This window comes from Pseudenhygromyxa sp. WMMC2535, assembly GCF_011083025.2.
Genome location: NZ_JABJWV010000001.1, coordinates 8171357 through 8192218, shown reverse-complemented (window position 1 = coordinate 8192218; position 20862 = coordinate 8171357). Strand labels below are relative to the sequence as shown.

20 protein-coding genes are annotated in these 20862 nt (G+C 67.9%); 4 read left to right on the top strand and 16 right to left on the bottom strand.

Annotated features, from left to right (window positions below; translation table 11 throughout):
- Positions 1-20: 20 nt before the first annotated feature.
- The 13 genes from G6O69_RS31650 to G6O69_RS31590 all read right to left on the bottom strand — a co-directional run bounded on the left by G6O69_RS31650 (position 21) and on the right by G6O69_RS31590 (position 10971).
- A complete protein-coding gene (locus G6O69_RS31650) occupies positions 21-488 on the bottom strand; it encodes a GatB/YqeY domain-containing protein (protein ID WP_172307196.1) in 468 nt (155 codons plus the stop codon).
- A 37-nt stretch (positions 489-525) separates the two neighbouring features.
- The gene (locus tag G6O69_RS31645; RefSeq protein WP_172307195.1) at positions 526-858 is read right to left on the bottom strand and encodes a hypothetical protein; all 333 of its coding nucleotides are present in this window, start codon (positions 856-858) and stop codon (positions 526-528) included.
- A gap of 77 nt (positions 859-935) precedes the next feature.
- Positions 936-2099, bottom strand: a complete 1164-nt coding sequence (locus tag G6O69_RS31640; RefSeq protein WP_172307194.1) for a hypothetical protein — start codon at positions 2097-2099, stop codon at positions 936-938.
- Positions 2100-2329: 230 nt separating this feature from the next.
- Complete coding sequence (locus tag G6O69_RS31635; protein WP_172307193.1) at positions 2330-4204, bottom strand: Na(+)/H(+) antiporter subunit D; 1875 nt, start codon at positions 4202-4204, stop codon at positions 2330-2332.
- The gene (locus G6O69_RS31630) at positions 4201-4515 is read right to left on the bottom strand and encodes a hypothetical protein (RefSeq protein WP_172307192.1); all 315 of its coding nucleotides are present in this window, start codon (positions 4513-4515) and stop codon (positions 4201-4203) included. Before G6O69_RS31630 ends, G6O69_RS31635 begins: the two co-directional genes overlap by 4 nt.
- Positions 4516-4564: 49 nt before the next feature.
- Positions 4565-6166 carry a proton-conducting transporter membrane subunit gene (locus tag G6O69_RS31625; RefSeq protein ID WP_172307191.1) on the bottom strand — a complete coding sequence of 534 codons (1602 nt, stop codon included), beginning with the start codon at positions 6164-6166 and terminating at the stop codon, positions 4565-4567.
- A gap of 1 nt (position 6167) precedes the next feature.
- A complete protein-coding gene (locus G6O69_RS31620; RefSeq protein ID WP_172307190.1) occupies positions 6168-7715 on the bottom strand; it encodes a monovalent cation/H+ antiporter subunit D family protein in 1548 nt (515 codons plus the stop codon).
- Positions 7716-7723: 8 nt separating this feature from the next.
- Complete coding sequence (locus G6O69_RS31615; protein WP_172307189.1) at positions 7724-8113, bottom strand: cation:proton antiporter subunit C; 390 nt, start codon at positions 8111-8113, stop codon at positions 7724-7726.
- A complete protein-coding gene (locus G6O69_RS31610) occupies positions 8113-8601 on the bottom strand; it encodes a Na(+)/H(+) antiporter subunit B (protein WP_217909951.1) in 489 nt (162 codons plus the stop codon). Before G6O69_RS31610 ends, G6O69_RS31615 begins: the two co-directional genes overlap by 1 nt.
- 9 nt (positions 8602-8610) lie before the next feature.
- Positions 8611-9285, bottom strand: coding sequence for a DUF4040 domain-containing protein (locus G6O69_RS31605; protein ID WP_172307188.1), 675 nt, complete (start codon positions 9283-9285; stop codon positions 8611-8613).
- On the bottom strand, positions 9267-9941 hold the full coding sequence (gene mnhG, locus G6O69_RS31600) for a monovalent cation/H(+) antiporter subunit G (protein ID WP_176397207.1): 675 nt from the start codon (positions 9939-9941) through the stop codon (positions 9267-9269). The genes G6O69_RS31605 and mnhG overlap by 19 nt, the downstream gene beginning before the upstream one ends.
- On the bottom strand, positions 9941-10285 hold the full coding sequence (locus G6O69_RS42470; protein ID WP_217909950.1) for a monovalent cation/H+ antiporter complex subunit F: 345 nt from the start codon (positions 10283-10285) through the stop codon (positions 9941-9943). Before G6O69_RS42470 ends, mnhG begins: the two co-directional genes overlap by 1 nt.
- Complete coding sequence (locus tag G6O69_RS31590) at positions 10282-10971, bottom strand: Na+/H+ antiporter subunit E (RefSeq protein WP_176397206.1); 690 nt, start codon at positions 10969-10971, stop codon at positions 10282-10284. Before G6O69_RS31590 ends, G6O69_RS42470 begins: the two co-directional genes overlap by 4 nt.
- Positions 10972-10975: 4 nt before the next feature.
- Between G6O69_RS31590 and G6O69_RS42465 the strand changes: the two genes are divergently transcribed.
- Complete coding sequence (locus tag G6O69_RS42465) at positions 10976-13783, top strand: Smr/MutS family protein (RefSeq protein WP_172307186.1); 2808 nt, start codon at positions 10976-10978, stop codon at positions 13781-13783.
- A 257-nt stretch (positions 13784-14040) separates the two neighbouring features.
- On the opposite strand, the gene G6O69_RS31580 is transcribed toward G6O69_RS42465, so the two are convergent.
- Complete coding sequence (locus G6O69_RS31580) at positions 14041-15300, bottom strand: FxLYD domain-containing protein (protein ID WP_172307185.1); 1260 nt, start codon at positions 15298-15300, stop codon at positions 14041-14043.
- Positions 15301-15736: 436 nt separating this feature from the next.
- Between G6O69_RS31580 and G6O69_RS31575 the strand changes: the two genes are divergently transcribed.
- A complete protein-coding gene (locus G6O69_RS31575) occupies positions 15737-17335 on the top strand; it encodes an IS1182 family transposase (RefSeq protein ID WP_172302564.1) in 1599 nt (532 codons plus the stop codon).
- 215 nt (positions 17336-17550) lie between these two features.
- Here G6O69_RS31575 and G6O69_RS31570 read toward each other — a convergent pair whose 3' ends face one another.
- On the bottom strand, positions 17551-17727 hold the full coding sequence (locus G6O69_RS31570; protein ID WP_176397205.1) for a hypothetical protein: 177 nt from the start codon (positions 17725-17727) through the stop codon (positions 17551-17553).
- Positions 17728-18032: 305 nt separating this feature from the next.
- Here G6O69_RS31570 and G6O69_RS42460 point away from each other — a divergent pair, with 305 nt between their 5' ends.
- Positions 18033-18746 (top strand): DUF6444 domain-containing protein, encoded by a 714-nt coding sequence (locus tag G6O69_RS42460; RefSeq protein ID WP_172307183.1) that lies wholly within the window; start codon positions 18033-18035, stop codon positions 18744-18746.
- Between the two features lie 409 nt (positions 18747-19155).
- Here the strand turns inward: G6O69_RS42460 and G6O69_RS31560 are convergent, their stop codons facing one another.
- Positions 19156-20472 (bottom strand): hypothetical protein, encoded by a 1317-nt coding sequence (locus tag G6O69_RS31560; RefSeq protein ID WP_172307182.1) that lies wholly within the window; start codon positions 20470-20472, stop codon positions 19156-19158.
- Positions 20473-20475: 3 nt separating this feature from the next.
- Between G6O69_RS31560 and G6O69_RS31555 the strand changes: the two genes are divergently transcribed.
- A complete protein-coding gene (locus tag G6O69_RS31555; protein WP_176397204.1) occupies positions 20476-20646 on the top strand; it encodes a hypothetical protein in 171 nt (56 codons plus the stop codon).
- The last annotated feature ends 216 nt before the right edge of the window (positions 20647-20862 follow it).

Here is a 20862-nt window from a genome sequence, read left to right as displayed (position 1 = left end):
TGGGCTCGCGCTCGATGCGTCTAGGACAGGACCTTCTCGGCCGCCTTGCGCGCGAGGTCACCGTCGACCTCGTCGCGGTGGTTCTTCATGATCAGCCCCATCAGCCGACCCATCTGCTTTTTGTCGGTGATGCCGTTGTCGGCGGCGAGCTTGGCCACGAGGGCGTCGGTGGCCGCCTCGTCGAGCTTCTTGGGCAGGAACTGGTCGCAAAACTCGAGCTCGAAGCGCGCCTCGGCGAGGGCCTCCTCGGCCCGCTCCCCGAGGCCCTCGAGCTCGGCGATGGTCTTGCGCACCTGCTTGGCGTAAGCGGCGACGGTCTCGAGCCACAGCTCGTCGGTCTCGGTCGCCCCCGAGCCCGACTTGAGCTCGGTGAGGACCTTGTTCTTGAGCATGCCGATGACCGTCTTGGTCGGCTCGTCGCGCTCGAGCCGAGCCTTGCGGAAGGCCTTGTCGATCTGCGCCTTGATGCCCTTGGCTGCGTCAGTCATGCGGCGCAGCGTAGTGGCTCGGCCAGCCCGGGGCAAATCAGATGTCGCGGCTGACGCTGCTGAGCGCGTCCATGAAGTGCGGGCGGATCGTGATCATGCTGGCGTGGATCGTGGCCAGCGGCCCGCGGACGATGGCGCCATTGGGGCTGAGGGTCTCGCCGTCGATGGTGTCGCCGTCGTCGATGACGATCTCGCGGACCCCGTTGGCGTGCTGGGTGACGGTCGCGCCCTCGTCGCTGTCGACCCAGGTCTGGCTGCCCGAGTCGGGGCTGGGGGCCGCGAGGGCGGCGCTGGGCAGGAGCAGGAGGGCGGCACACAGGGGGAGCAGCAGCGGCTTGGTCGGCTTGGTCGGCTTGGTCGACTTGGTCATGGGTTCTCCGTGGGGAGAGCGAACGGACCGGCGGCGCCGACGGTCTGCGCGAGCCGTGATTCTTCGCTCCGCCGGGCTCAATCGGAGGCGAGGCCGTGCTGACCGGAGGCGCCTTGCTCGATCTGGCCGCGAAGCGGGGGGTGGCGCAGCCCAAAGGCGTAGTTGATCTCTGCCGCTCCGGGTCGGTGGCCTTCGGACTGCACGAAGAAGGTCAGCCGAAGCATGGTGTGGGCTGGATCGGGCGCGTCGACGGCGTCGGCGCTGGCCGTGCGCAGAGCCGTGAGCACGCAGCGCTCGGCCGAGGCGTCGAGGCGGTGCTCGCCTTCGAGCTCGACCTCGGCCGAGGCGTCGGCGCGCCAGGTCAGATCGATGGCAGCGCGCTCGACCACGTCTGCGCCACGGCCCAGGGCCTGCTCGTAGCAGCGCTCGAGCTCGGGCCGGGCGGCGGCGATCAGTGCATGGTTTTGCTTGCGCGTCCGCAGCCCTGCCACCTGACTCGTCCAGCCACGCACGAGCACCCGGGCGGGGTGGAAGGGCTCGAAGGGCTTGCCGAAGAGCGAGGGCCCCTCGGCCCGGGGATCGCGGAAGAAGGCCTGGACGCGGGGATCGTCGGGCTTCGCCCAGGCGATGCGCTCGACCTCGATCTCGCGGACCATGCGATCGACCGTCGCCGCTCGGGTCCGACCCTCGCCGTGGTCGAGAGCCGCGATGGTCTGCTCGTTCAGCGCGCGCAGCTGTGTGTTGACGTCGGGAGGGGGTTGGGCGTCGCGGCGCAGGGCGTACTGACCGAGCAGCTCGTAGATCGCCTCGCGCTCACCGGCCGACTCGGGCAGCAGGGCCTCGTGCTTGACCAAGTAGCGCTCGAGCATGCGTTCGCCGCGGTCGAGGGCGTCGGTTCGAGCGTGGACGTCATGGCTGCCGAGCAACGACCAGGCGATCTGCTGGACCAGCAAGTTGCGGAGGTGATCGGCGCTGGGATCGCGGGGCAGGGAGAGCAGCAGCTGAGCGAAGAGCTGGGCGGCCTGCTCATAGTGGCCGGTGTTGAAGTCGTGGATCGCCAGGGCGTAGCGAGCCGAGCGCTCGCGGGCGACCCGGGCGTCCTCGCTGGGCGTAGCCTGGGCGGCCGCAGCCGCTGGATCGGAGGTCGATGCGCTCGGACCAGCTCGGCTCGCTACGCGCTGGGTCGCGGCGCAACCGAGTGTCGCCAAGCCGAGGATTCCCACGAAGATCTTGGAGGTCACCGCGACCAACGACGCGCGAGTGCCGGACTTGCATCGTGCGCGGAGGGAGGGACACAGCCACACGTGAGTTTCTCGCTAGATGCGCGTTCTGGCCGGTCTTTGCGGGTCGAGAGTGTGCGTGTTTTTTTGCGGCATGCAGAGGCACTGTGCGGCAGGCGAGACATATCGGCATGAAAAAGCCCGCCTCACCGAGCCGGTGGGGCGGGCTTCGCTGCCTCGACGAGGACTCGCTAGTCGCCGAACAAGTTGAGGACCAAGAAGGCGAGCAGCACGACGGTCAGCAGCAGCACCGTCCGGCCCACGCCCCAGGGGCGATAGCTGTTGTCTTCGCCCGCGGCGCGGCTGCCCGCGCCGAACTCCTTGGCGGCGATGCGCGGGAGAGCCTGGGTCGCGCCGCGGTGGAAGGGCTCGGCGGCCAGGAGCAGCGGGCGGAAGATCCACTGCCACAGCCCCGGGAACATGCGTCGATAGATCCAGTCGAAGTCCAGCGTGATCGTCAGCGTGCGCTTGAGCAGGCCGAGCAGCAGGAAGAAGGCCAGGCCCGAGAACAAGAGCAGCTGGAGCTGGTTGACGACGTGGGCGTAGTTGTAGGCGTGGTAGTGCTCGACCCCGGCGTTTTGCGGGTTGAAGGGCAAGAACTCGTAGAGCGGCCCGGGCACGATGCCGATCGCGACGCAGGCGAGCGAGAACAGCAGCATCGCCGCCTGCATGTTCTTGGGCGGGTCGAGCTTGCGATCGTCGTTGGCCGGCGCGGGCTTTTGAAAGAACACGAACCACGGGAACTTGATGCCCGCGTGGAGGAAGACGCCGGCCGAGGCGGCGACGAGCACGAACCAGGCGATGCTCGGGTGCAGGCCAAAGCTCGTGGCCCACACGGTCTCGCCGCTGGCGGTCAGCTCGGTCGGCGCCCACAGGTGGATCTGCGCCGAGGCGTCGGTGATCATCGACTTGGTCGTGAAGCCCGAAGTCAGCGGCATGGCGGAGATCGCCAGCGCGCCGATGATCCCGCACCACATGGTCACGGGCATGGCCTTGTAGAGCCCGCCGAGGTCCGTGCACTTGCGCTTGCCGGTCATGTAGAGCACGGAGCCGGCCGACATCAGCAGCAGGGCCTTGTAGATGATGTGCGCGAAGGCGTGGGCGGTGGCGCCGTTGACCGACAGCCCCGTCCCGATGCCGACCGCGCAGACCATGAACCCGACCTGGTTGACGATCGAGTAGGCGAGGATCCGCCGCATGTCGTTCTCGAGGATGGCGTAGACGATGCCGTAGACCGCCATCAGCGAGCCGACCCAGACCAGCACGTTGCAGCCGGCGAAGAGCACGATCAGCACGTAGACCGAGGTCTTGGTCGTGAACGCCGACAAGAACACGGTGCCCGAGGGCGAGGCCTCGGGGTAGGCGTCGGGCAGCCACGAGCCAAAGGGCGGGGCGCCGGCGTTGATCAGCACGCCGATCAGCATCAGCCAGGCCCCGGGGCTGTCGAGCTGGGGCAGGGTCCAGGGCGCGCCGCCGCGGGTAGTCAGGGCCACGGGGTCGTCGAGCGTGGCGCCCATGCTCATCTGTGGCAGGGCCAGCGAGCCGCCCGCGGTGACGTGCAGGGCGATGCCGGCCATGAGGATCGCGCCGCCCACGAGGTGGACGTTGACGTAGCGCCGACCGGCCTTGCGCGCAGCCTCGCCGCCGCCGGCCCATACGACCACCGTGGAGCCGATGGCCATGAGCTCCCAGAAGATGAACAGGGTCATCAGGTCGCCGGCGAAGGTCACCCCGATCGCGCTGCCGGCGTAGAGCATCGCGCCGCTGAGCTCGACCCGACGATCCTGGTTGTAGGCGAACAGCGCCCCGGCGAAGGCCATGATCGAGAAGATTGTGGCGAAGGCCCGGGTCGGGAGGTTGACCTGGGCGACGATCAGCCGATAGTCGAGCCACTCGAAGGCCAGGCGCTGGTCCGTGGGGAACATCCAGATCACCGCGAGGGTGACCAGGGGCGCGACCAGCGACCACATCTTGTGCAGCTTGCCGGGGCTCGAGGCGATCAGCAGGGCGCCGACGATCAGGTAAAAGCCCGGCGGCGTGTGGGTCAGGACCGAGAGCGCGCTCATTGCGAGAGCCTCCTGCCCTTTTGATCCCGGGTCGGGTCGAGGGGCGAGTGGTCGTAGTAGGTGTCGGGGCGCATGAGCAGCGCGCCGACCAGCTTCTTGCTGACCACGACCATGACCACGCAGCAGACGAAGCCGTAGATCGGGTAGAACTCGGGCCAGCCGTCGACGATGAAGTGGGCGGCGTGGTGGGGGTCGTGCTCGAGGATGTGGACGAGCTCGAGCAGCTTGGGATCGGCGAGCACGAGCAGGCCGAGCACGACGTAAAAGCCGATCCACAGCTTGCGGATGGTCTTGGGGTCTTCCAGGCTCATTTGGACCTCCAAGGCTGCGCAGGGGGCCGGGCGGGCTCGTGGCTGTGGTTCATTTGGGCATCGCCTCCGCGAGCATGCTGGCGTAGCCGGCGAAGAGGTCGGGCTGGAAAAACAAGAGCACGGTGGCCGCGGCCGTGCAGGTCAGGGCGAAGACGATCGGCAGCGGGGCCTCACCGTGGTCGTGGTGGTCGCCATGCTCGTCATGGCCGTCCGCGTGTTCACCCGCGTGCTCGTCGTCGTGCTCGTCGTCGTGGGCGTGCTCGTCGGGCGGGGCGCGGAGGAAGGCGCGGTAGACGATCGGCAGGAAGTAGGCGGCGTTGAGCAGCGTCGAGGTGCACAGCACGGCGATCGCAAACCCGTTCTCGGCCGTCCACGCGCCCTGCATCAGAAACCACTTCGAGATGAACCCGCCCGTGGGCGGCAGGCCGATCATCGACAAGGTGCCGACCGCGAACGCGCCCATGGTCCAAGGCATCTTGCGGCCGATGCCGTCGAGCTCGCTGATCTTGGTCTTGTGCGCGGCCGTGTAGATCGAGCCAGCGGCGAAGAACAAGGTGATCTTGCCGAAGGCGTGGGCGGCGATGTGCATGGCCGCGGCCTTGACCGAGACCGGCCACAGCAGCGCGGCGCCCAAGGTGATGTAGGACAGCTGCGAGATCGTCGAGTAGGCCAGGCGGCGCTTGAGGTTGTCCTGGAACAGGGCGATGAAGCTGGCGATCACGATGCTCGCGCCGGCCACGTAGACCAGCCACCCGCCCTGGCCGTAGAGCCGCAGCTGGTCGACGCCGATGATGTAGACCGAGATCTTGACCACCGAGAACACGCCGGCCTTGACCACGGCGACGGCGTGGAGCAGGGCCGAGACCGGGGTCGGGGCGACCATCGCGGCGGGCAGCCAGCGGTGCGCGGGCATCAGCGCGGCCTTGCCCACGCCGTAGACGTACATCGCAAAGATCAGCCCGAAGAGCCCCGGGGTCAGCACGCCCTCGGCCAAGGGCTGGGCGAACACGCCGCCTTGGGTGAAGTCCAAGGTGCCGGTGTAGACGTAGGTGGCGATCATCGCCGGGAGCATCAGGCACACGCTGGTGCCCATGAGGATGCCCAGGTAGACGCGGCCGGAGCGGAGCGCCTCGGGGGTGCCCTTGTGGGTGACGAGCGGGAAGGTGGCCAGGGACAGCGCCTCGTAGAACACGAAGAGCGTGAACATGTTGGCCGCGAAGGCGATGCCCATCACGCTGGCGATCGACAGGGCGAAGCACACGTAGAAGCGGGTCTGGTGCTTCTCGTTGTTCCCGCGCATGTAGCCGATCGAGTAGATCGAGTTGAGGATCCACAGCGAGCTGGCGATCAGCGCGTAGATCATGCCCAGGGGCTCGAGGTTGAAGGCCAGGGGCATGCCGGGCACGACCTCGGCCAGGGCCTCGGGCTCGCTCGGGGCGCTGCCCAGGAAGTTTGTCAGGTTGCCGACGACCCACAGCAGCGCGATGGCCGTGACCAGGGTCGTGGCCTCGCGCAGGTTGGGCCAGCGGTCGGCCATGGCGATCAAGAAGGCGCCGATCAGCGGGACCGCGATCGCAACCATGGGCGAGAGCTGGAGCTCCCAGGTCGGCAGGCCGGCGAGGCCGGCGAGGCCGGCGATCAGGGCCGTCATGTCAGGGTCCTCCTCCGAGCAACAAGTTGGCAGCCGCGGCGGCGCTGTTCGCCGTCCACGAGGCGTTGAGCCCGAAGAACACGCTCGCGGCGATCAGGATCCACATCGGGATCAGCATGGTCAGCGGCGCCTCCTTGATGGGCTTTTGGGGATCGTCGGGCTGCTTGAAGTAGATGATCTCGACCAGCCGCCACACGTAGATCAGGGCGAGCACGCCGCCCAGGAGCACGACCAGGGCGAGCAGCCAGTAGCCCTCGTTCATCGCGCCGACGACCAGGTACCACTTGGACACGAAGCCCGCGGTCATCGGCACGCCGATCAGTCCGCAGCCGCCGACGGTGAACGCGGCCATGGTCAGCGGCATGCGCCGGCCGAGGCCCTTGAAGTCCTCGACGCGGGTCCCACCCACGCGTAGGGCCACGGCCCCGCAGGCCATGAACATCCCGCCCTTGATCACCGCGTGGTTGAAGATGTGGATGACCGAGGCCGTGACCCCGGACTCGTTGGCCAGCGAGAAGCCGAGCACGATGTAGGCGATCTGGCCGACGCTCGAGTAGGCGAGGACCTTCTTGACGTCCATCTGGCGGATCGCCGCCAGCGAGGACACGATCACCCCGGCGCCCGCGCACAGCGCGAGGAAGTAGAGGTCCGCCGAGCTGTCGAACACGCCGCCGCCGTAGATCGTGAACACGAAGCGGAAGGTCATGTACACGCCGACCTTGGTCGCCGTGGCCGCGACCAGGGCCGAGACCGCCGAGGGCGCGTAGGTGTAGGCGTTGGGCAGCCAAAGATGCAGGGGGAAGAGCGCCATCTTGAGGCTGAGGCCGACCATCAAGAAGGCGAAGCTGACCAGCACGGTCTTGTTGTCGGCGAGCTCCCCGGCCGCGCGCATCTTCATGAGCTGGTCGTGCATGTCGGCCATGTTCAGCGTGCCCGTGAGCATCAGCAGGTAGCCGATGCCGAGCAGGATGAAGGTCGCGCCGATGCTCCCGAGGATCAGGTACTTGAGGCTGGCGGTCAGCGCCCGGCGGTCGCGCTCGCCGCCCAGGGCGATCAGCGTGTAGACCGTCAGCGAGCTGATCTCGAGCAGCACGTAGATGTTGAAGGTGTCGCCGGTGACCGTGATGCCCACGAGGCCGGCGAGGGCGAGCAGCCAGACCGCGTAGAAGAGGTGGTGGCGGTCCCGGGGGATCTCGGCGGCCACGCTCTGCTTGGCGTAGATCGTGGTCAAGAACCCGATCAGCGCGACCACGAGGATCACGTAGCCGTTGAGCGGGTCGACGCTGTAGCCGATGCCCCACTGCTCGGGCCACGAGCCCAGGCGGTAGACCAGGGGCGCGTCGCTCTGCTGGACCGTGAACAGCATCGCGGCCGCGCACAGCAAGGTCAGGCCGGTGATCAGCACGGACCACAGCCACGCGAGCACGCCGCCGCCGCGCTGGATCAGCCCGGTGAACAGGGACAGCAGCCCGCCGAAGAGCGGGAGGATCACGACCAGGACCGGGAGGTGGTCGCGGGCGAAGTCGGGGAGCGGGATCGGGAAGTCCATGGTCGCCTTCAGCTCGCCGCTTGCTCGTCGCGCATGTCGGCCGCGAGGATCTCGTCCTCTTCGATGGTCCCGTACTTGCGCTTGATGTTGACGATGATCGCCACCGCCACCGCGAGGGTGCTGACCGAGACGACGATCGCCGTCAGCATCAGCACGTGGGGCAGGGGGTTGTCGTAGGGCAGGTCCTTGGCCGCGTTGGTCCAGATCGGGGCGGTCCCCGGGGTGCCGTCGTGGGTGCGGACCACGCCCATGCTGACGTAGAACAAGAACACGCCGGTCTGGAACAGGCCGAGGGCGATCGCCTGCTTGAGCAGGTTGCGCTTGGCGATGACCCCGTAAAAGCCGATCATGATGATCACGATCGCCAGCCAGTAGTTGAAGTGGCCGAGGGCCTCCATCAAAGGCTCTCCTCTCCGGGGCGGATGGTCGAGCGCCGCTCGCTGATCTGGAGGTAGATGGTGACCATCACCGAGCACACGGTCAGACCGACGCCGTACTCGACCAGGCTCATGCCCAGGGCCTCACCGTCGCCGGCGCTGTTGCTGCGCAGCATGCCGTAGTCGAGGAAGGTGCCCCCGTAGAACACGCAGGCCAGGCCGACGCTGGCGTAGAGCAGCGCGCCCAGGGCCATGCAGGCGTCGATGATCGCCGGGGGGATCCGCCGGCGGAGCTCGTCGGCCCCGAACACCAGGCCGTAGAGGATGAAGGCCGCGGCGAGGATGACCCCGCCCTGGAAGCCGCCGCCGGGGCCGAGCTCGCCGTGGAGGATCACGTAGAAGCCGAAGATCAGGATGAAGGGGACGGTCATCTTGGCGACGACCCGCAGCAGCGTCTGCTGGCTCATCTGCGAGCCGGGCTTGCTGCCCTGCGTGTCGCCATAGTCCATGACAGGCATCTACTCGGCCTCCTGGGAGATGGTCGGTCCGGTTTCCTGGCGCCCGCTGGCGTCGGACACGGGCACGCCGAGTTCGCCCTCGCGGCGCCGGCGTAGGAGCAGCAACAAGCTGACCCCGGCCACGAAGATCACCGTGGTCTCGAACATGGTGTCGTAGCCGCGGTAGGCCGCGAGCAGCGAGGTCACGGTGTTGGGCACGTGGCCGTTGAAGTCGTCGGCGGGGTGCCCGTGGTGCGGGCTGCCCTGGCTGCGCGGGGCCGCGCTGGGGTGCTTGCCGACGCTCTGCTGGTAGAGCTCGGGGACTCGGTGGGTGTGGATCGGCGCGTCGGGGTCGCCGAAGCGCGGCATGTCGAGGGTGCCGTAGATCAGCACCAGGCCGGTGGCCACGCAGATCAGCAGGGCGGGGACGTGCACGCCGCGCTCGGCCTTGGAGAAGCGCTTGGTCCGGACCAGGGCCCCGAGCAGCAGGATCGTCGAGATCCCCGCGCCCACGGCCGCCTCGGTGAAGGCGACGTCGAGGGCGTGCATGTTGGTCCAGACCAGGGCCATCAGCAGGCTGTAGATGCCCGAGAGCACCGTGGCCGAGAACAAGCTGCGCACGGAGATCACGGCGATCGCCGTGGCCGCGACCAGCATCAGCAAGATGACGTCGACGATCAGGACTTGGTTGAGCATGGGTCGCCTTCCTCGTCGGCGTCTTCGGGTGCCCCGGCCGCTGCGTCGGGGCTGGGGTCGCTGGCTTGGTCGCTCGCGGCCGGCTCGGCCGAGGCGTCGCCTGCTTCGCTGGGGGCGGCTTCGCTGGGGGTGGCTTCGGGCTGGGGCTCGGCCGGCGGCTGACCTTCGATCTCGGCGCGATCGGGGTCGTCGTCGACGTCGAAGACCGCCGCCTCGGGCTCCTCGAGCCTCTCCGCGATGTCGCCGTCCACGGGGATCTCCGAGACCCGCGAGACCGCCGGGTCGTCTTCGACGGGGATCTGCGTGTGGCGATCGAGGCGCGCGGCCTTGGAGATCGCGTGCGTCGCGGTTGGCGCGGTCAGGAAGAGCAGCAAGCTGAGCAGCACGAGCTTGAGCAAGATGTTGGCCAGGCCGATGAGCTCGGTCCGCCAGTGCTCACCGCCGGCTCCCTCGGCCAGCCACAGGTCGAGGAACTCCTGGCCGGCGAAGAGCGCGAGGCCGAAGAGCACCAGGCCCTGAGCCAGCGTGTCCGACTTTCCCGCGGGATGGAGGCGCGAGTAGAAGTCGGGCATGCGCAGCACGCCGACGGAGCCCGTCAGCGCGAGCACGCAGCCCACGGCGATGCACAGCGTCCCGACGATCTCGAGCGGCCCCATCAGCTCAGCCTCCGATACTGGATGTATTTGAGGATCGCGATCGTGGCGACGAAGTTGACCAGCGCGTAGACGATGGAGGTGTCGAGGAAGAAGCTTGGGTTGCCGTTTTTGAGGTCCAAGAAGGCGATGCAGGCGACCAGGACCACGGTCTTGGTGCCCAGGGCGTTGATCGCCAAGATGCGATCGAAGACCGTGGGCCCGCGCAGGGCGCGGATCAGCAGGAGCAGGGCGCCGACGAGCAAGACGATGCAGGCGACGAAGACCACCGAGGAGGCCGCGGCGTGATCGCTGCCAGCTTCGGCGTGGGGCCCGGAGAGCAGGGCCAGGAGGAGGGGAGGGCTCACTGTTCTGGCGCTCCTTCTTGCGCGCTGTCCTGCACGCTGTCGCGGCCGTCGCCGCGATGTTGCTCGTCGCCGCTGGTGCCCTCGACGACCTTGACCCGCCGGTGCATCTCGCCGCTGAGCAGGTCCTCGGCGGCGGCCTTGGTCAGCGCGTGGACCAGGAGCTTGCCCTCGCCCACGTCGACGGTGACGGTGCCAGGGGTCAAGGTGATCGAGTTCATGTACGTTGCGAGGCCGTAGGGCGTGCGCAGCTCGTGGGGGACGACGATCATGTGGGGGCTGATGTCGAGCGCGCCGGGCTTCCACACCCGCTTGAGCACATCCCAATTGGCGAGCACGACCTGCCACATCAGCCAGGGCAGATAGAGGGCGGTGCGCGGCCAATAGTGGTAGGGCATGCCCTCGTCGTCGACGATACCCAGGCGCAGGGCGAGGAGCGTGACGAGCAGGCAACAGACCGCGCCGGCGAGCATCAAGAATCCGCTTTGGATCTGCCCGGAGAGCACCACATAGAAGGCGAACAGCGACACGAAGAGGAAGAAGGCGTTCTTCATGGGAGCTTCACCGAGGGCCACCGCCAAACGTGGCGAGAGCGTGGTCTTGACCCCAGCGAGGACGATGGTACGCCCGCGGGCCCCTCCAATGCTAGTGTCGATCCGCGGCCGAAACGGCTTGCAATCGAGGTGCATACTCGTGCGAAACTCCTCCCGAAGTCAGGCTCAACGTCGACGGTCCGCGCACCCTCGCTCGGTCGAACGACAAGCGCGCGCGCAAGCTGAAGACTCGAGCGGCGCGGACGTTCAGCTTGGCGCTTGGCTGGCCGAAGGACGGGGCCACGCGCTGCGCCACCTGGGCTGGCCACGGCTGATCCGTGCGCTCAGCGAGGGCCTGCGCATCGACTGGCTGCGCGCCCGGGTCCTCGATGAGCTCGAGGCCATGGAGGCGCTGATGGCCGGGGAGTCGGTGGCCGAGATCCGCGAGACGCGTGACCCCGCGGTGGCCGCAGCCCTGGATCGTCTGCCCGCGATCCGCCCAGAGACGTGCGCTGCGGCGGCGCGGCGGCGTTTTGACGAGCTCGATGGTTGCGCAGATCTGTGGGCCTGCGAGGGCGTGGCCGAGATCCTGCGTCCCGGTCTGGGCGAGCTCGAGGTTCTGGGTCCGAGCATCGCGGCGGCCCGCGGTGGTGGGGTGCTCTCGGTCTTCGAGTTGATCGCGGTGATCGAGCTGTGTCGCTGCGCGCAGGCCCTCGCCGAGGGTCTGCAAGCCAGCGCGGCGGTCGTGCCCACACCTTCGCAGCCCGCCGGCGAGCGAGCGCGCGGGCTCGCGGCCCTGCGCGCGCGGCTCTTCGATCGGCCTGACGCCGAGCCGCCGCAGGCCGGCGCGCTGCTGGCCACGATGGCGCGATCGATCGAGCGAGATCCGCCCGGCGGCGGCGATCCACGGCTGGCAGAGGGCGCGAGCCCGGCCCTGGGGCAAGCGCGCAAGCAGCTGCGCGCGCAGAGGCAGTCGTTGATCGCCAGGGCCGAGCGCAGCTTGCGGAGCGCCGAGCTCAACGAGGCGCTGCGTGACGGCTACTGGACCGAGCGCGACGGACGTGTGGTCTTTCCCGTGCGCAGCGACGCCCTGGGGGGCGTGCGCAGGCGCGGGGCGATCATTCATGGATCGTCGAGCACCGGCCAGACCTTCTTCGTGGAGCCAGCCGAGCTCGTCGAGGCCAACAACGCCATGCGCGAGGCCCAGCTCGAGGTCGCCCGCGTCGAGGCCGAGCTGCTCGCGGCGCTGACCGAGGCCGTGGTCGAGGAGGCCGACTCGCTCCTGCTCATGCAGCGGGCCTGCGTCGAGCTCGATCTCTGCGTCGCTCGCCTGGAGCTCGGCGATCGTCTCGAGGCCGTGCGCCCGCAGCTGATCGACGATCGCTCGCCGAGTGGGGCCGAGGACGAGGACGAGCTCGACGCCGCGCCGCCGATCTCGCTGACCTCGGCTCGCCACCCGCTGATGCTCCTCGACGATGTCGACGTGGTCCCCAACGACGTCGAGCTGGCCCGCGGCCACGCGCTGATCATCAGCGGCCCCAACGCGGGCGGCAAGACCGTGGCGCTCAAGACCCTGGGCCTGTGCGCGCTGATGGCCGCGGCCGGCCTGCGCCTGCCCTGCCGCCGGGCCAAGCTGCCGGTCTTTCGCCACCTGATCACCGACGTCGGCGACGACCAGTCGCTGACCGCCAACCTCTCGACCTTCTCGGCCCACATCGCCCACGTGCTCGAGGCGCTGGCGCTGGCGGCCGGCGACGGCCCCGGGACCTTGGTGCTCCTCGACGAGGTCGCCGTGGGCACGGACCCCGAGCAGGGCGCGGCGCTGGCCGAGTCCCTGCTCGTGGAGCTGGTCGAGCGCGGGGCCACGGCCATGGTCACGACCCACTACGACGGCCTCAAGCTGCTCGCGACCCGAGACCCGCGCTTTCACAACGCGGCCGTGGGCTTCGACCTCCAGCGCATGCTGCCGACCTTTCGCCTGAGCATGGGCGTGCCGGGGAGCTCGAGCGCGCTGGCGGTGGCGCGGCGCCTGGGCATGCCCGAGGCGGTGCTCGAGCGCGCCGAGGCCATCCTCGGCGACGAGGGCGTGCGCGTGGACGAGCTGCTGCGCGACATCGAGGCCGAGCGGACCTCGCTGGCCCGCACCCGCGAGCGCCTCGAGCGGGAGACCCAGCGCCTCGCGGCCCGCGATCGCGAGGTCCGCGGCCGCGAGCGCCGGGTGCTCGAGGGCGTGCGCAGCCGCAAGGCCAAGGCCTACACCTCGGCCATGGACCAGCTGCGCGCCCTCGAGCGCGAGCTCAAGCAGCGCCGCAAGGCCCTGCGCGAGATCCAGCCCGAGCGCGTCGAGGCGCTGCCGACCCGCGCGGAGCTCAGCGCCGACGCCCGCGCGACCCTCGAGGCCCACCGCGAGCAGCCCGAGGCGCCGCCGCCCGAGGACCGCGTGGATCCGCGGCGCCTGGCCGTGGGCGACAAGGTCCGCGTGCGCAGCATGAAGCAGGAGGGCGAGATCGTCGGGCTCAGCGGGCGACCGCCCAAGCGGGCCACGGTCCAGCTGCCGCTGCTGCGGACCACGGTCAAGATCAGCGACCTCGCCCCGGTCCGCGTCGAGGCGCCGCGGCGCAAGATCAAGGCGACCAAGGCCGCGCCGGTGCTCAACTTCGAGGCCGCGGTCACGGCCCAGGCGGCCTCGCACTTCGGCGAGGGCGCCGTGGCGATCAAGCGCAGCGTCGACAACGTGTTCGATCTTCGTGGCAAGCGCTTCGACGAGGCCGAGCGCGGGGTCGCCGACGCGGTCGCAGAGGGCCTCGCTCGTGATCAGGACGTGATCCTGATCCGCCACGGGCACGGGGGCGGGGCCGTGCGCAAGGCGGTGCGGGACTGCTTGGGGCGGCTCGCCAATGTCCGCGAATTTCGCCCGGGGCTCGCGGCGGAGGGGGGCGAGGCCGTGACCGTGGTCTGGATCGAGTAGCGCGGACGGGCTCCTAGCGCGGCAGGCTGTCCACGAAGCGTCGAACATCGCGGGGCGAGCTCAGCAGGTAGACCGCCTTCCCCATGGCGCGCGCCCGCTCGGCCCACGCCAAAACTCCAGGTTGAAGCGCTGCGCTGCGTAGCACAGATGGCTGGCTGTTTTGCGGCGGATCGGCGCCAGTGCGGGGCCTCGCAGGGCACGAAAAAAGGGCCATCTCGATGGCCCTCCTTTCGTGTCTTGGTTTCGTGTCCTGGAGGCTAGTCGTTCGCGACCCGACCCGAGACCCAGTACTCGAAGTGGTCGGGCTTGCTGGCGATCTCCATCGAGAGCGTCTGCCAGCGCGCCGAGCCGCCGGGGGAGAGAGTGTCGCCGTCGGCGTAGGCCGCCTGCGCGCCGAGCAGCGTGCCCTCGGCGTCGAAGGCCTGGATCACGACCTTGACGAACTTCGCGGGGACCTCGGCCTCGCTGATGACCTTGCCCTCGATCTTCCAGCCGTAGCGCTTGCGCTTGGGCGTGAGGGCTTCGACGCGCAGCCCCTTGACCTGCTCGGTCAGGTATTCGGCGCGCTCGGCCTCGTACTCGTAGCGGATCGAGGCGTGGGCGGGGGGATCGCTGATGAGGATCGTGACCGGAGCCCGGACGCCCGGGGCGACCTGATCGATCATCGAGTAGCCGGAGAAGGTGCCGACCTCGGCGCCCCCGTCGTCGAGGAGCACCGCCGTGACCTTGGGATCGGTGAGGTAGACCCCGGAGGTGTTCTCGACGTAGCCGACGGCCCAGAAGGTCTTCTTGTAGCCCTTGATCCGCGACTGGAAGGTGTAGGTCCCGGCCGGCGGGCCCGAGGCGTAGGAGCTGCGGGCGTAGACCTCGAGGTCGTCGAGGGCCCCCTCCCAGGTCAGCTTGCTGATGTCGCCGCCGGCGCGCCCGAGGCAGCGGGAGACGAAGGCCGAGACCGACTCGACCTGCGGCCGGAGCAGCGGGCACATCTCGAGCACGGCGGCGTCGGTGGTCTCGCTGCGCGGGAGAGCTGCGGCGGCGTCGAAGAGCTCGAGCTGCGAGATCGGACCCTCGCCGCCGGCCTTGACCAGCTCGAGCATCACCGCGACGCTCTCGTCGGGGCGCTCGAGATCGGAGTAGACCTTGGCCAGGGCGAAGCCGACGTAGGTGTTCTCGGCGTTGATGCCACCGGCGGCCTCGAGGCGCTGGCTCAGCGCGGCCTCGAGCTCGGGGGTCCAGGCCGGGTCGACCTGCATCGACTCGTCTTGGCGGGCCTCGGCGAGGGCGACGCCATATTCCCACAGCTGCTGCGGCGTGGAGGCTGGATCGAGGGCAGCCTCGCGCTGCTTGGCCAACGCGGCGCGGGCCTCGGCGAGCTCCGCCTCCTGGGCCTGCTGCGCCTCCTCGTCGGCCTTCTTGGCTTTGCTCTTGTTGACCGCGTCGAAGATGAACGAGCAGCCGGAGAGGCCGAAGCTCAAGCCGAGCAGGAGCGCCACACGTCGGGGTGAAGGATTCTTCATGGTGGGAAAACTACCGGTCAGAACCTGGAGGTCAACGCCCCGTGCGCATGTCAGGTACCCGGCCGCGAGGCCAGGGAGCCCGCCCCTCAGGAACCACCTCGAACGCTGAAAACGCCGTAATCCCTACCCTGTAGGTGTGGAAGAGGGAGTTGGTCTTTAGATCATGAGTTCATTTTCGCACGCAGAGCCAGCGCTATCGAGACATAGCCGAGTTTACTCATGTCGGCGCTCATGCGATCTGCGAGCGCGCAGGCGCAGGGCAGCGCTCGAGCCCACGGCGCACGCATGTGTCGATAGTCGACCGCGGGGACGCCGGACCCTTCCGTAGGTCTAGAGCGGCGATCAGTTTGAATTGTTAATAGATTCCGATCGCTTAGCGGCGCGGTTCGACAACGTCTGGCGGTCGTGATCCCGTAGGCCTCGCACGAGGCCACGCATGACGCTCCCCCGCTGGAACCCTCCCGTCACTCTGTCTCCCCGCGAAGCCCGCATCCGCAAGCGCGTCGGCAAGAAGCGCAAGCTGTTTGGCTTCCTGTGTGACCACCGGCTCGAGCTGTTCGACGACGACTTCCAAGCCGAACTCGAGCAGATGTACCGCGACACCGGAGCCGGGAAGAACCCGATGCCGCCCGCACTGCTCGCCATGGCCCTACTGCTTCAGGGCTACTCCAACGCGTCGGACTCGGAGGCCGTCGAACTCGCCGCTTGTGATGCTCGATGGCAGCTGGTCCTCGGCTGCCTTGGTTGCGATGACCCGCCGTTTTCCCAGGGCTCGCTGTTCAACTTCCGCGAGCGGCTCATCGCTCACGACATGGACCGCAAGCTGCTCGAGCGCACTCGGGAGCTCGCCAAGCGAACTGGCGCCTTCGACTTCAAGAAGCTGCCCAAGAAGCTCGACGTCGCCGTGGACTCGAGCCCGCTTCGAGGTGCGGGTCGGGTCGAGGACACCTTCAACCTCCTCGCTCACGCGGCGTGGAAGGTCGTGCTGTGCGTCGCCGAGCTACGCGCTCGACCGGCGGAGCTGCTTGTCGACGAGCTCGGCATCCCGCTGCTCGCGGAGCCGAGCATCAAGAAGGCGCTCGATATCGACTGGTCCAACCCTGCGGCCAAGAGCGCGGCGTTGAACCGTTTGCTCGGACAGATTGAGACGCTCGAACAGTGGGTCGAGACGAACCTGTCGAGCGAGAGCAGCAAGCCTCCGTTGCAAGACCAGCTCGCGCTACTCGAGCAGCTACGTGGACAGGATCTCGAGCCCGACCCCGACCGTGGAGGCCAGCGCATCAAGCGGGGCGTGGCGAAAGACCGGCGTGTGTCCGTCGAGGACCCCGACATGCGTCACGGTCGCAAGACCAAGACGAAGTCCTTCAACGGATACAAGCGCCACGTCGTCGTCAGTCTTCACACCAAGCTCATCCTCGCTGTGACGGTGGCTCCGGCGAACCAGCCGGAGAAAGACAGCCTCCCCACGCTCGTCGACCGAGTCGAACATCTGGGCCTCGAACTCGCGAGCCTGCACTTCGACCGGGGCTACATCGAGAGCTCGGACGTCCCCGAACTCGTGGCCAGCGGCGTCGAGGTCATCTGCAAGCCATGGCGGCAGTCCAACGGCGACAAATTCGCCAAGACCGACTTCAGCCTCGACTTCGCCAGCCAGACGGTGACCTGCCCAGGGGGACAGACCCAACCCATGCTCCTCGGCGAGAGCGCCCGCTTCGAGGCTGATGTCTGCAACGCCTGCGAGCTCAAGCCCAAGTGCACGACCTCGGACCGGGGCCGAGGCCTCCGAATCGCCGCCAACGAGCCGTTGCAAGCGAAACTACGGGTCCTCCAACGAGCACCGCGCGGACGCGCGCGACTGCGACAGCGCGTCGTCGTCGAGCATACGCTCGCTCATGTCGGCCAGCGCCAAGGCAACCGAGCTCGCTACCTCGGCATGCGCAAGAATGAGTACGACTCCACGCGAGCGGCAGTGCTCGTCAATCTGCAGGTCATCCAGCATGAGCTGGAGTGCCCGAAGCTGGCAAATGCGGCGTAGCTCACCGAATTCAAACTGGTCGCCGCTCTAGGAGCCCGTGGTGAAACCCAACACGACACCTCGCTTGGTCTTTTCGCCGAGGGCTTTGTCGCCAAAACTTGCAGTACGCCCGGTACAGCGGCGTTTTGGCTTCGCGCCCTCGACAAAAAGCCCGGCGCCAGGAGCCGCGCTGGGTTCCACCACGGAATCCTGAATACGCCCCTAAGTCATCGAGATCAAACAAGTTTCTGGAGCCCGGCTAGACCGTCTCCACCATGTCTCCACTCCCGACCGGCGAGTCGGGCGAAGGAAGTTCGAGGAGCTTGATCGCCCGCGGTCATGGGCAGCTCGAGCATCTCGATCTCGAGGGGCATCGCCTCGATGATCCGCCAGCGGACGGCGACCTCGAGCATGGTCTTGACCTGCCCGAGGAGCTTGTTGACGGTGCTGTTGGCGAGGTGCTTGCGCTGGCCCTTTGGTGTTCTTGACGGTGGTCGGCTTGTGCCGGTTGGCGTACACGTGTCCTTCGAGCGGAACTCCAGGTGCGGCAGCTGTGCTCAACGCCTTTCGGCATCAAGGCAAGGAAGACGAGATCGAGGGCCCCGACGGTCCGGTTAGCAACCTGCAGTGTAACCGTTCAGACCCCGAGAAAGTCGGTGTGACCGATCTCGCGACCGCAGGGATCGACATGCGACGACGGTCGTGATCAAACGGTCATGTGGGGGCTGATGAGAACGCGGAGCTACCGGACGCCGAGGTCCGGGACGCAACGCTCTCGGCCGCCGAGTTCGAGACCAAGCTCGCCGAGAAGGACGCCCGGATCGCCGAGCTCGAGGGCGAGGTCGCCCGGATCGCCGAACTCGAGGACAAGGTCGCCAAGCTCGAAGCCAAGATCGAGCAGCTGCTCGAGAAGCTCGGCCAAAACTCGAGCAACTCGCACCTGCCCCCGTCGAGCGACGGCCCCGGGGCCGGCAAGAACGAGCGCAAGCCCAAGTCGAAGGGCAAGCGCAAGCGCGGCGGTCAGAAGGGCCACCGCGGCGCGCACCGGGAGCTGCTGCCGCCCGAGCGCGTCGACGAGGTCATCGACCTGTTCCCCGAGGTCTGTCTGGACTGCGGTGTGACGCTGCCGCAGCTCGTCGACGACGAGCCGCGCCGTCATCAGCTGCTCGAGCTCGAGCCGAGCGGCCCCCACGTCACCGAGTTCCGTCGGCACGAAGTGGCGTGCAGCCGCTGCGGCGGCCGGACTCGCGTGTCGTGCCGCGAAGCGAAGATCCCCGCGTCGTCGTTCGGGCCGCGCCTGGTCGCCGTCGTGGTGATGCTGACTGGCGTCTACCTTCTGCTCGCACCTCGCCATGCGGGGCTCCAGCGAGGTCGATCCAGGAACTGGCAGGACACGCAAACCTCCAGACGACGCAGCGCTACATGCATCTGAGCCCTGCTGCGCTGGAGCGAGCGATCAAGCTGCTCGAACTTCCTGCTCCCGGTCTGCCGGCCGGGGATGGCGACATCGTGGAGACGCGTTGAAGCTTAGTTTGCAAAGCTGAGTGATATCGATGACTTACGGGCTCTTCTGAGTTTCCGTCGAGCTCGTCGAGCGAGCGACCATGTCGCGCGCATACCCGGGCGAGCCGGTCGTGGGTCCACCTCGCAACTTCGACGAGCTCCTCGGCCGTGGGTGACGCGTGGATAGTCCCATGTGCATGAAGCCCTTCTCCGGCTCATAGATTGCGCTTCGTCGGTCTCGATTGGGCCCATTGGGGACCTTAGCAGGGTCTCCCAGGTTTCGTGCCACGACTGTCCAAGCAAACTGGCGCCCGACTTCGCCGTTGGCTCGATCGCCGTCAGTCGGTGTCCGGTGGAAGGTCGCTCAGACCAACGGTGACCCGAGCATAGCCGTTGGTCGCCTTGACGGGCGGGAACGGGAGCGCCTCCTGGGGAACCGAGTAGTCCCACGTGAATTGGATGAGACTCTCTCCCTTGCGCTCCGCCAACTCGACGTTCATGGAGCTGCCCTGCGGGGGAGTCCCGATCAGACGCTTGATGGGGACGCGCCAGGTGTCGGAGCCGCCCCGGTGCACGGTCCACCACCCCGATTCATACTTACGCCTGGCCTTGGGCCCGACGAGTTCGAAGGTCACGTCGGCTTGCTCGGGCTCTCGCCAGCCATGGAACTTGAAGTACTCGGTCTTGATCTCGATCGAGCGCTGCTCGAGCTCGTGCCACGGCCAGCCGCCCCAGTGCTCCCTGAGCTGCTTGTCGTCGTAGATCTTCATGATCTCGCGGACCGGCTTTTTCCAGAAGCGAGGATTCTTGACCGAGATCGTCATCGCCCCCTCGGTCCGCGACCCGGCCCACTGCTTGGACTCTTGGTCGTGAAAGCTCTGTCCGCGCTTGGTCGGGGGGCCGAAGGTCTCGAATTTCCAGTTGAGGTTCTCCTCGACGTTCTCGCCGACGGCCTCGTTCTCGGCCGTGACTCGATCGTGGCCCGGGGCGAGGATGACTCCAGCGAAGTGGTATCCCCACCGGGTCGGGTTGTCGTAGCTGGCGACGATGGTGTAGGCGTCACCCACGCCTGGCATCGCGTAGCGGTTGATCCCTGCTTTCTCGTCCTCGGCGTCGGCCTGGTCCTCGTTCTTGCTCATGTACGCGTCCCTGTCCGAGCCCATCCAACCGAGGATCTCGGACCGGAACGTCGAAGGTTGAGCCGAGACCGCGCTCTCCTGGTCATCGCCATACTCGGCCTGCGCTGCGGGCTTGCCCTTGAGGCCCATGATCGTGTTCGCCGCCCGGCCGCAGTCACGGCTGAGACACTGCGGGTTCTTGCTATCCGGGAACCGAGCCGTGACTTCGACGAGACGCTCACCGTCGATCTCGATCGCGTTGCTCGTGTTCGTCGTCAGCTCGATACCACTGTCGATGGCGGCCAACTTGCGCTTCGCGCTCTTGACGATGGCCGTGGTCGCAAACAGGACCTTGGACCTCCGGTTCGCGGAGATGATCGAGTTTGTCAGGGTCTCGGACGTGTCGGACACCTTGATCGGGTAGTCGAGCCCAGCGAGCGCCGGTCCTGTGGCCGGGATCCCGATCTCGTCCCCGATCCAGAGCGTATCGGCGTCGAACGACGTGAACTCCGTGTAGGGTCGGGTCGCGCTGGCCACGGGTTGCCCGCAACTGTGGTCGAGGAGGGGGCGCGCCGAGCGACCTGCGCCGATCTGTTCGGCGACAGCGTGAGCATGGCCTTCAGGACCGAGCCCGGCGTCTCGGCTCAGGCCGGCGTGCTGCATGAGGTGGGCAGCCTCGTGGGCCGCGACCGTCAAGGGAGGATCGGGTGACGCGAAGGTCGTGGTTGTGCCCTCGGTGAACGCCTGAACCCCTCTGGCTTCGCAGCTTCGAGCTTCGACACGCCAGTCTCCCGGCAGTCTCGCCGAGGCCGGCCTCGATCCGTGAGCGATGCGGGAAGGACACGGACGTTCCGCCAAAGGGGCGCCGACGTGGACCGCTCGACCGAGGTACGAGTTGTGCGAGAGAACGCAGGGCCATACCTCGAC

Excerpts from the sequence above, each read along its gene's own strand:
- G6O69_RS31590 (WP_176397206.1), bottom strand. The coding sequence starts at position 10,971 with ATGCACCTCGATTGCAAGCCGTTTCGGCCGCGGATCGACACTAGCATT.
- G6O69_RS31650 (WP_172307196.1), bottom strand. The coding sequence starts at position 488 with ATGACTGACGCAGCCAAGGGCATCAAGGCGCAGATCGACAAGGCCTTC.
- G6O69_RS31580 (WP_172307185.1), bottom strand. The coding sequence starts at position 15,300 with ATGAAGAATCCTTCACCCCGACGTGTGGCGCTCCTGCTCGGCTTGAGC.
- mnhG (WP_176397207.1), bottom strand. The coding sequence starts at position 9,941 with ATGGGGCCGCTCGAGATCGTCGGGACGCTGTGCATCGCCGTGGGCTGC.
- G6O69_RS31620 (WP_172307190.1), bottom strand. The coding sequence starts at position 7,715 with ATGGACTTCCCGATCCCGCTCCCCGACTTCGCCCGCGACCACCTCCCG.
- G6O69_RS31625 (WP_172307191.1), bottom strand. The coding sequence starts at position 6,166 with ATGACGGCCCTGATCGCCGGCCTCGCCGGCCTCGCCGGCCTGCCGACC.
- G6O69_RS31630 (WP_172307192.1), bottom strand. The coding sequence starts at position 4,515 with ATGAGCCTGGAAGACCCCAAGACCATCCGCAAGCTGTGGATCGGCTTT.
- G6O69_RS31645 (WP_172307195.1), bottom strand. The coding sequence starts at position 858 with ATGACCAAGTCGACCAAGCCGACCAAGCCGACCAAGCCGCTGCTGCTC.
- G6O69_RS31605 (WP_172307188.1), bottom strand. The coding sequence starts at position 9,285 with ATGCTCAACCAAGTCCTGATCGTCGACGTCATCTTGCTGATGCTGGTC.
- G6O69_RS31635 (WP_172307193.1), bottom strand. The coding sequence starts at position 4,204 with ATGAGCGCGCTCTCGGTCCTGACCCACACGCCGCCGGGCTTTTACCTG.
- G6O69_RS31610 (WP_217909951.1), bottom strand. The coding sequence starts at position 8,601 with ATGGACTATGGCGACACGCAGGGCAGCAAGCCCGGCTCGCAGATGAGC.
- G6O69_RS31615 (WP_172307189.1), bottom strand. The coding sequence starts at position 8,113 with ATGGAGGCCCTCGGCCACTTCAACTACTGGCTGGCGATCGTGATCATC.
- G6O69_RS31570 (WP_176397205.1), bottom strand. The coding sequence starts at position 17,727 with ATGCTCGAGGTCGCCGTCCGCTGGCGGATCATCGAGGCGATGCCCCTC.
- G6O69_RS31575 (WP_172302564.1), top strand. The coding sequence starts at position 15,737 with ATGACGCTCCCCCGCTGGAACCCTCCCGTCACTCTGTCTCCCCGCGAA.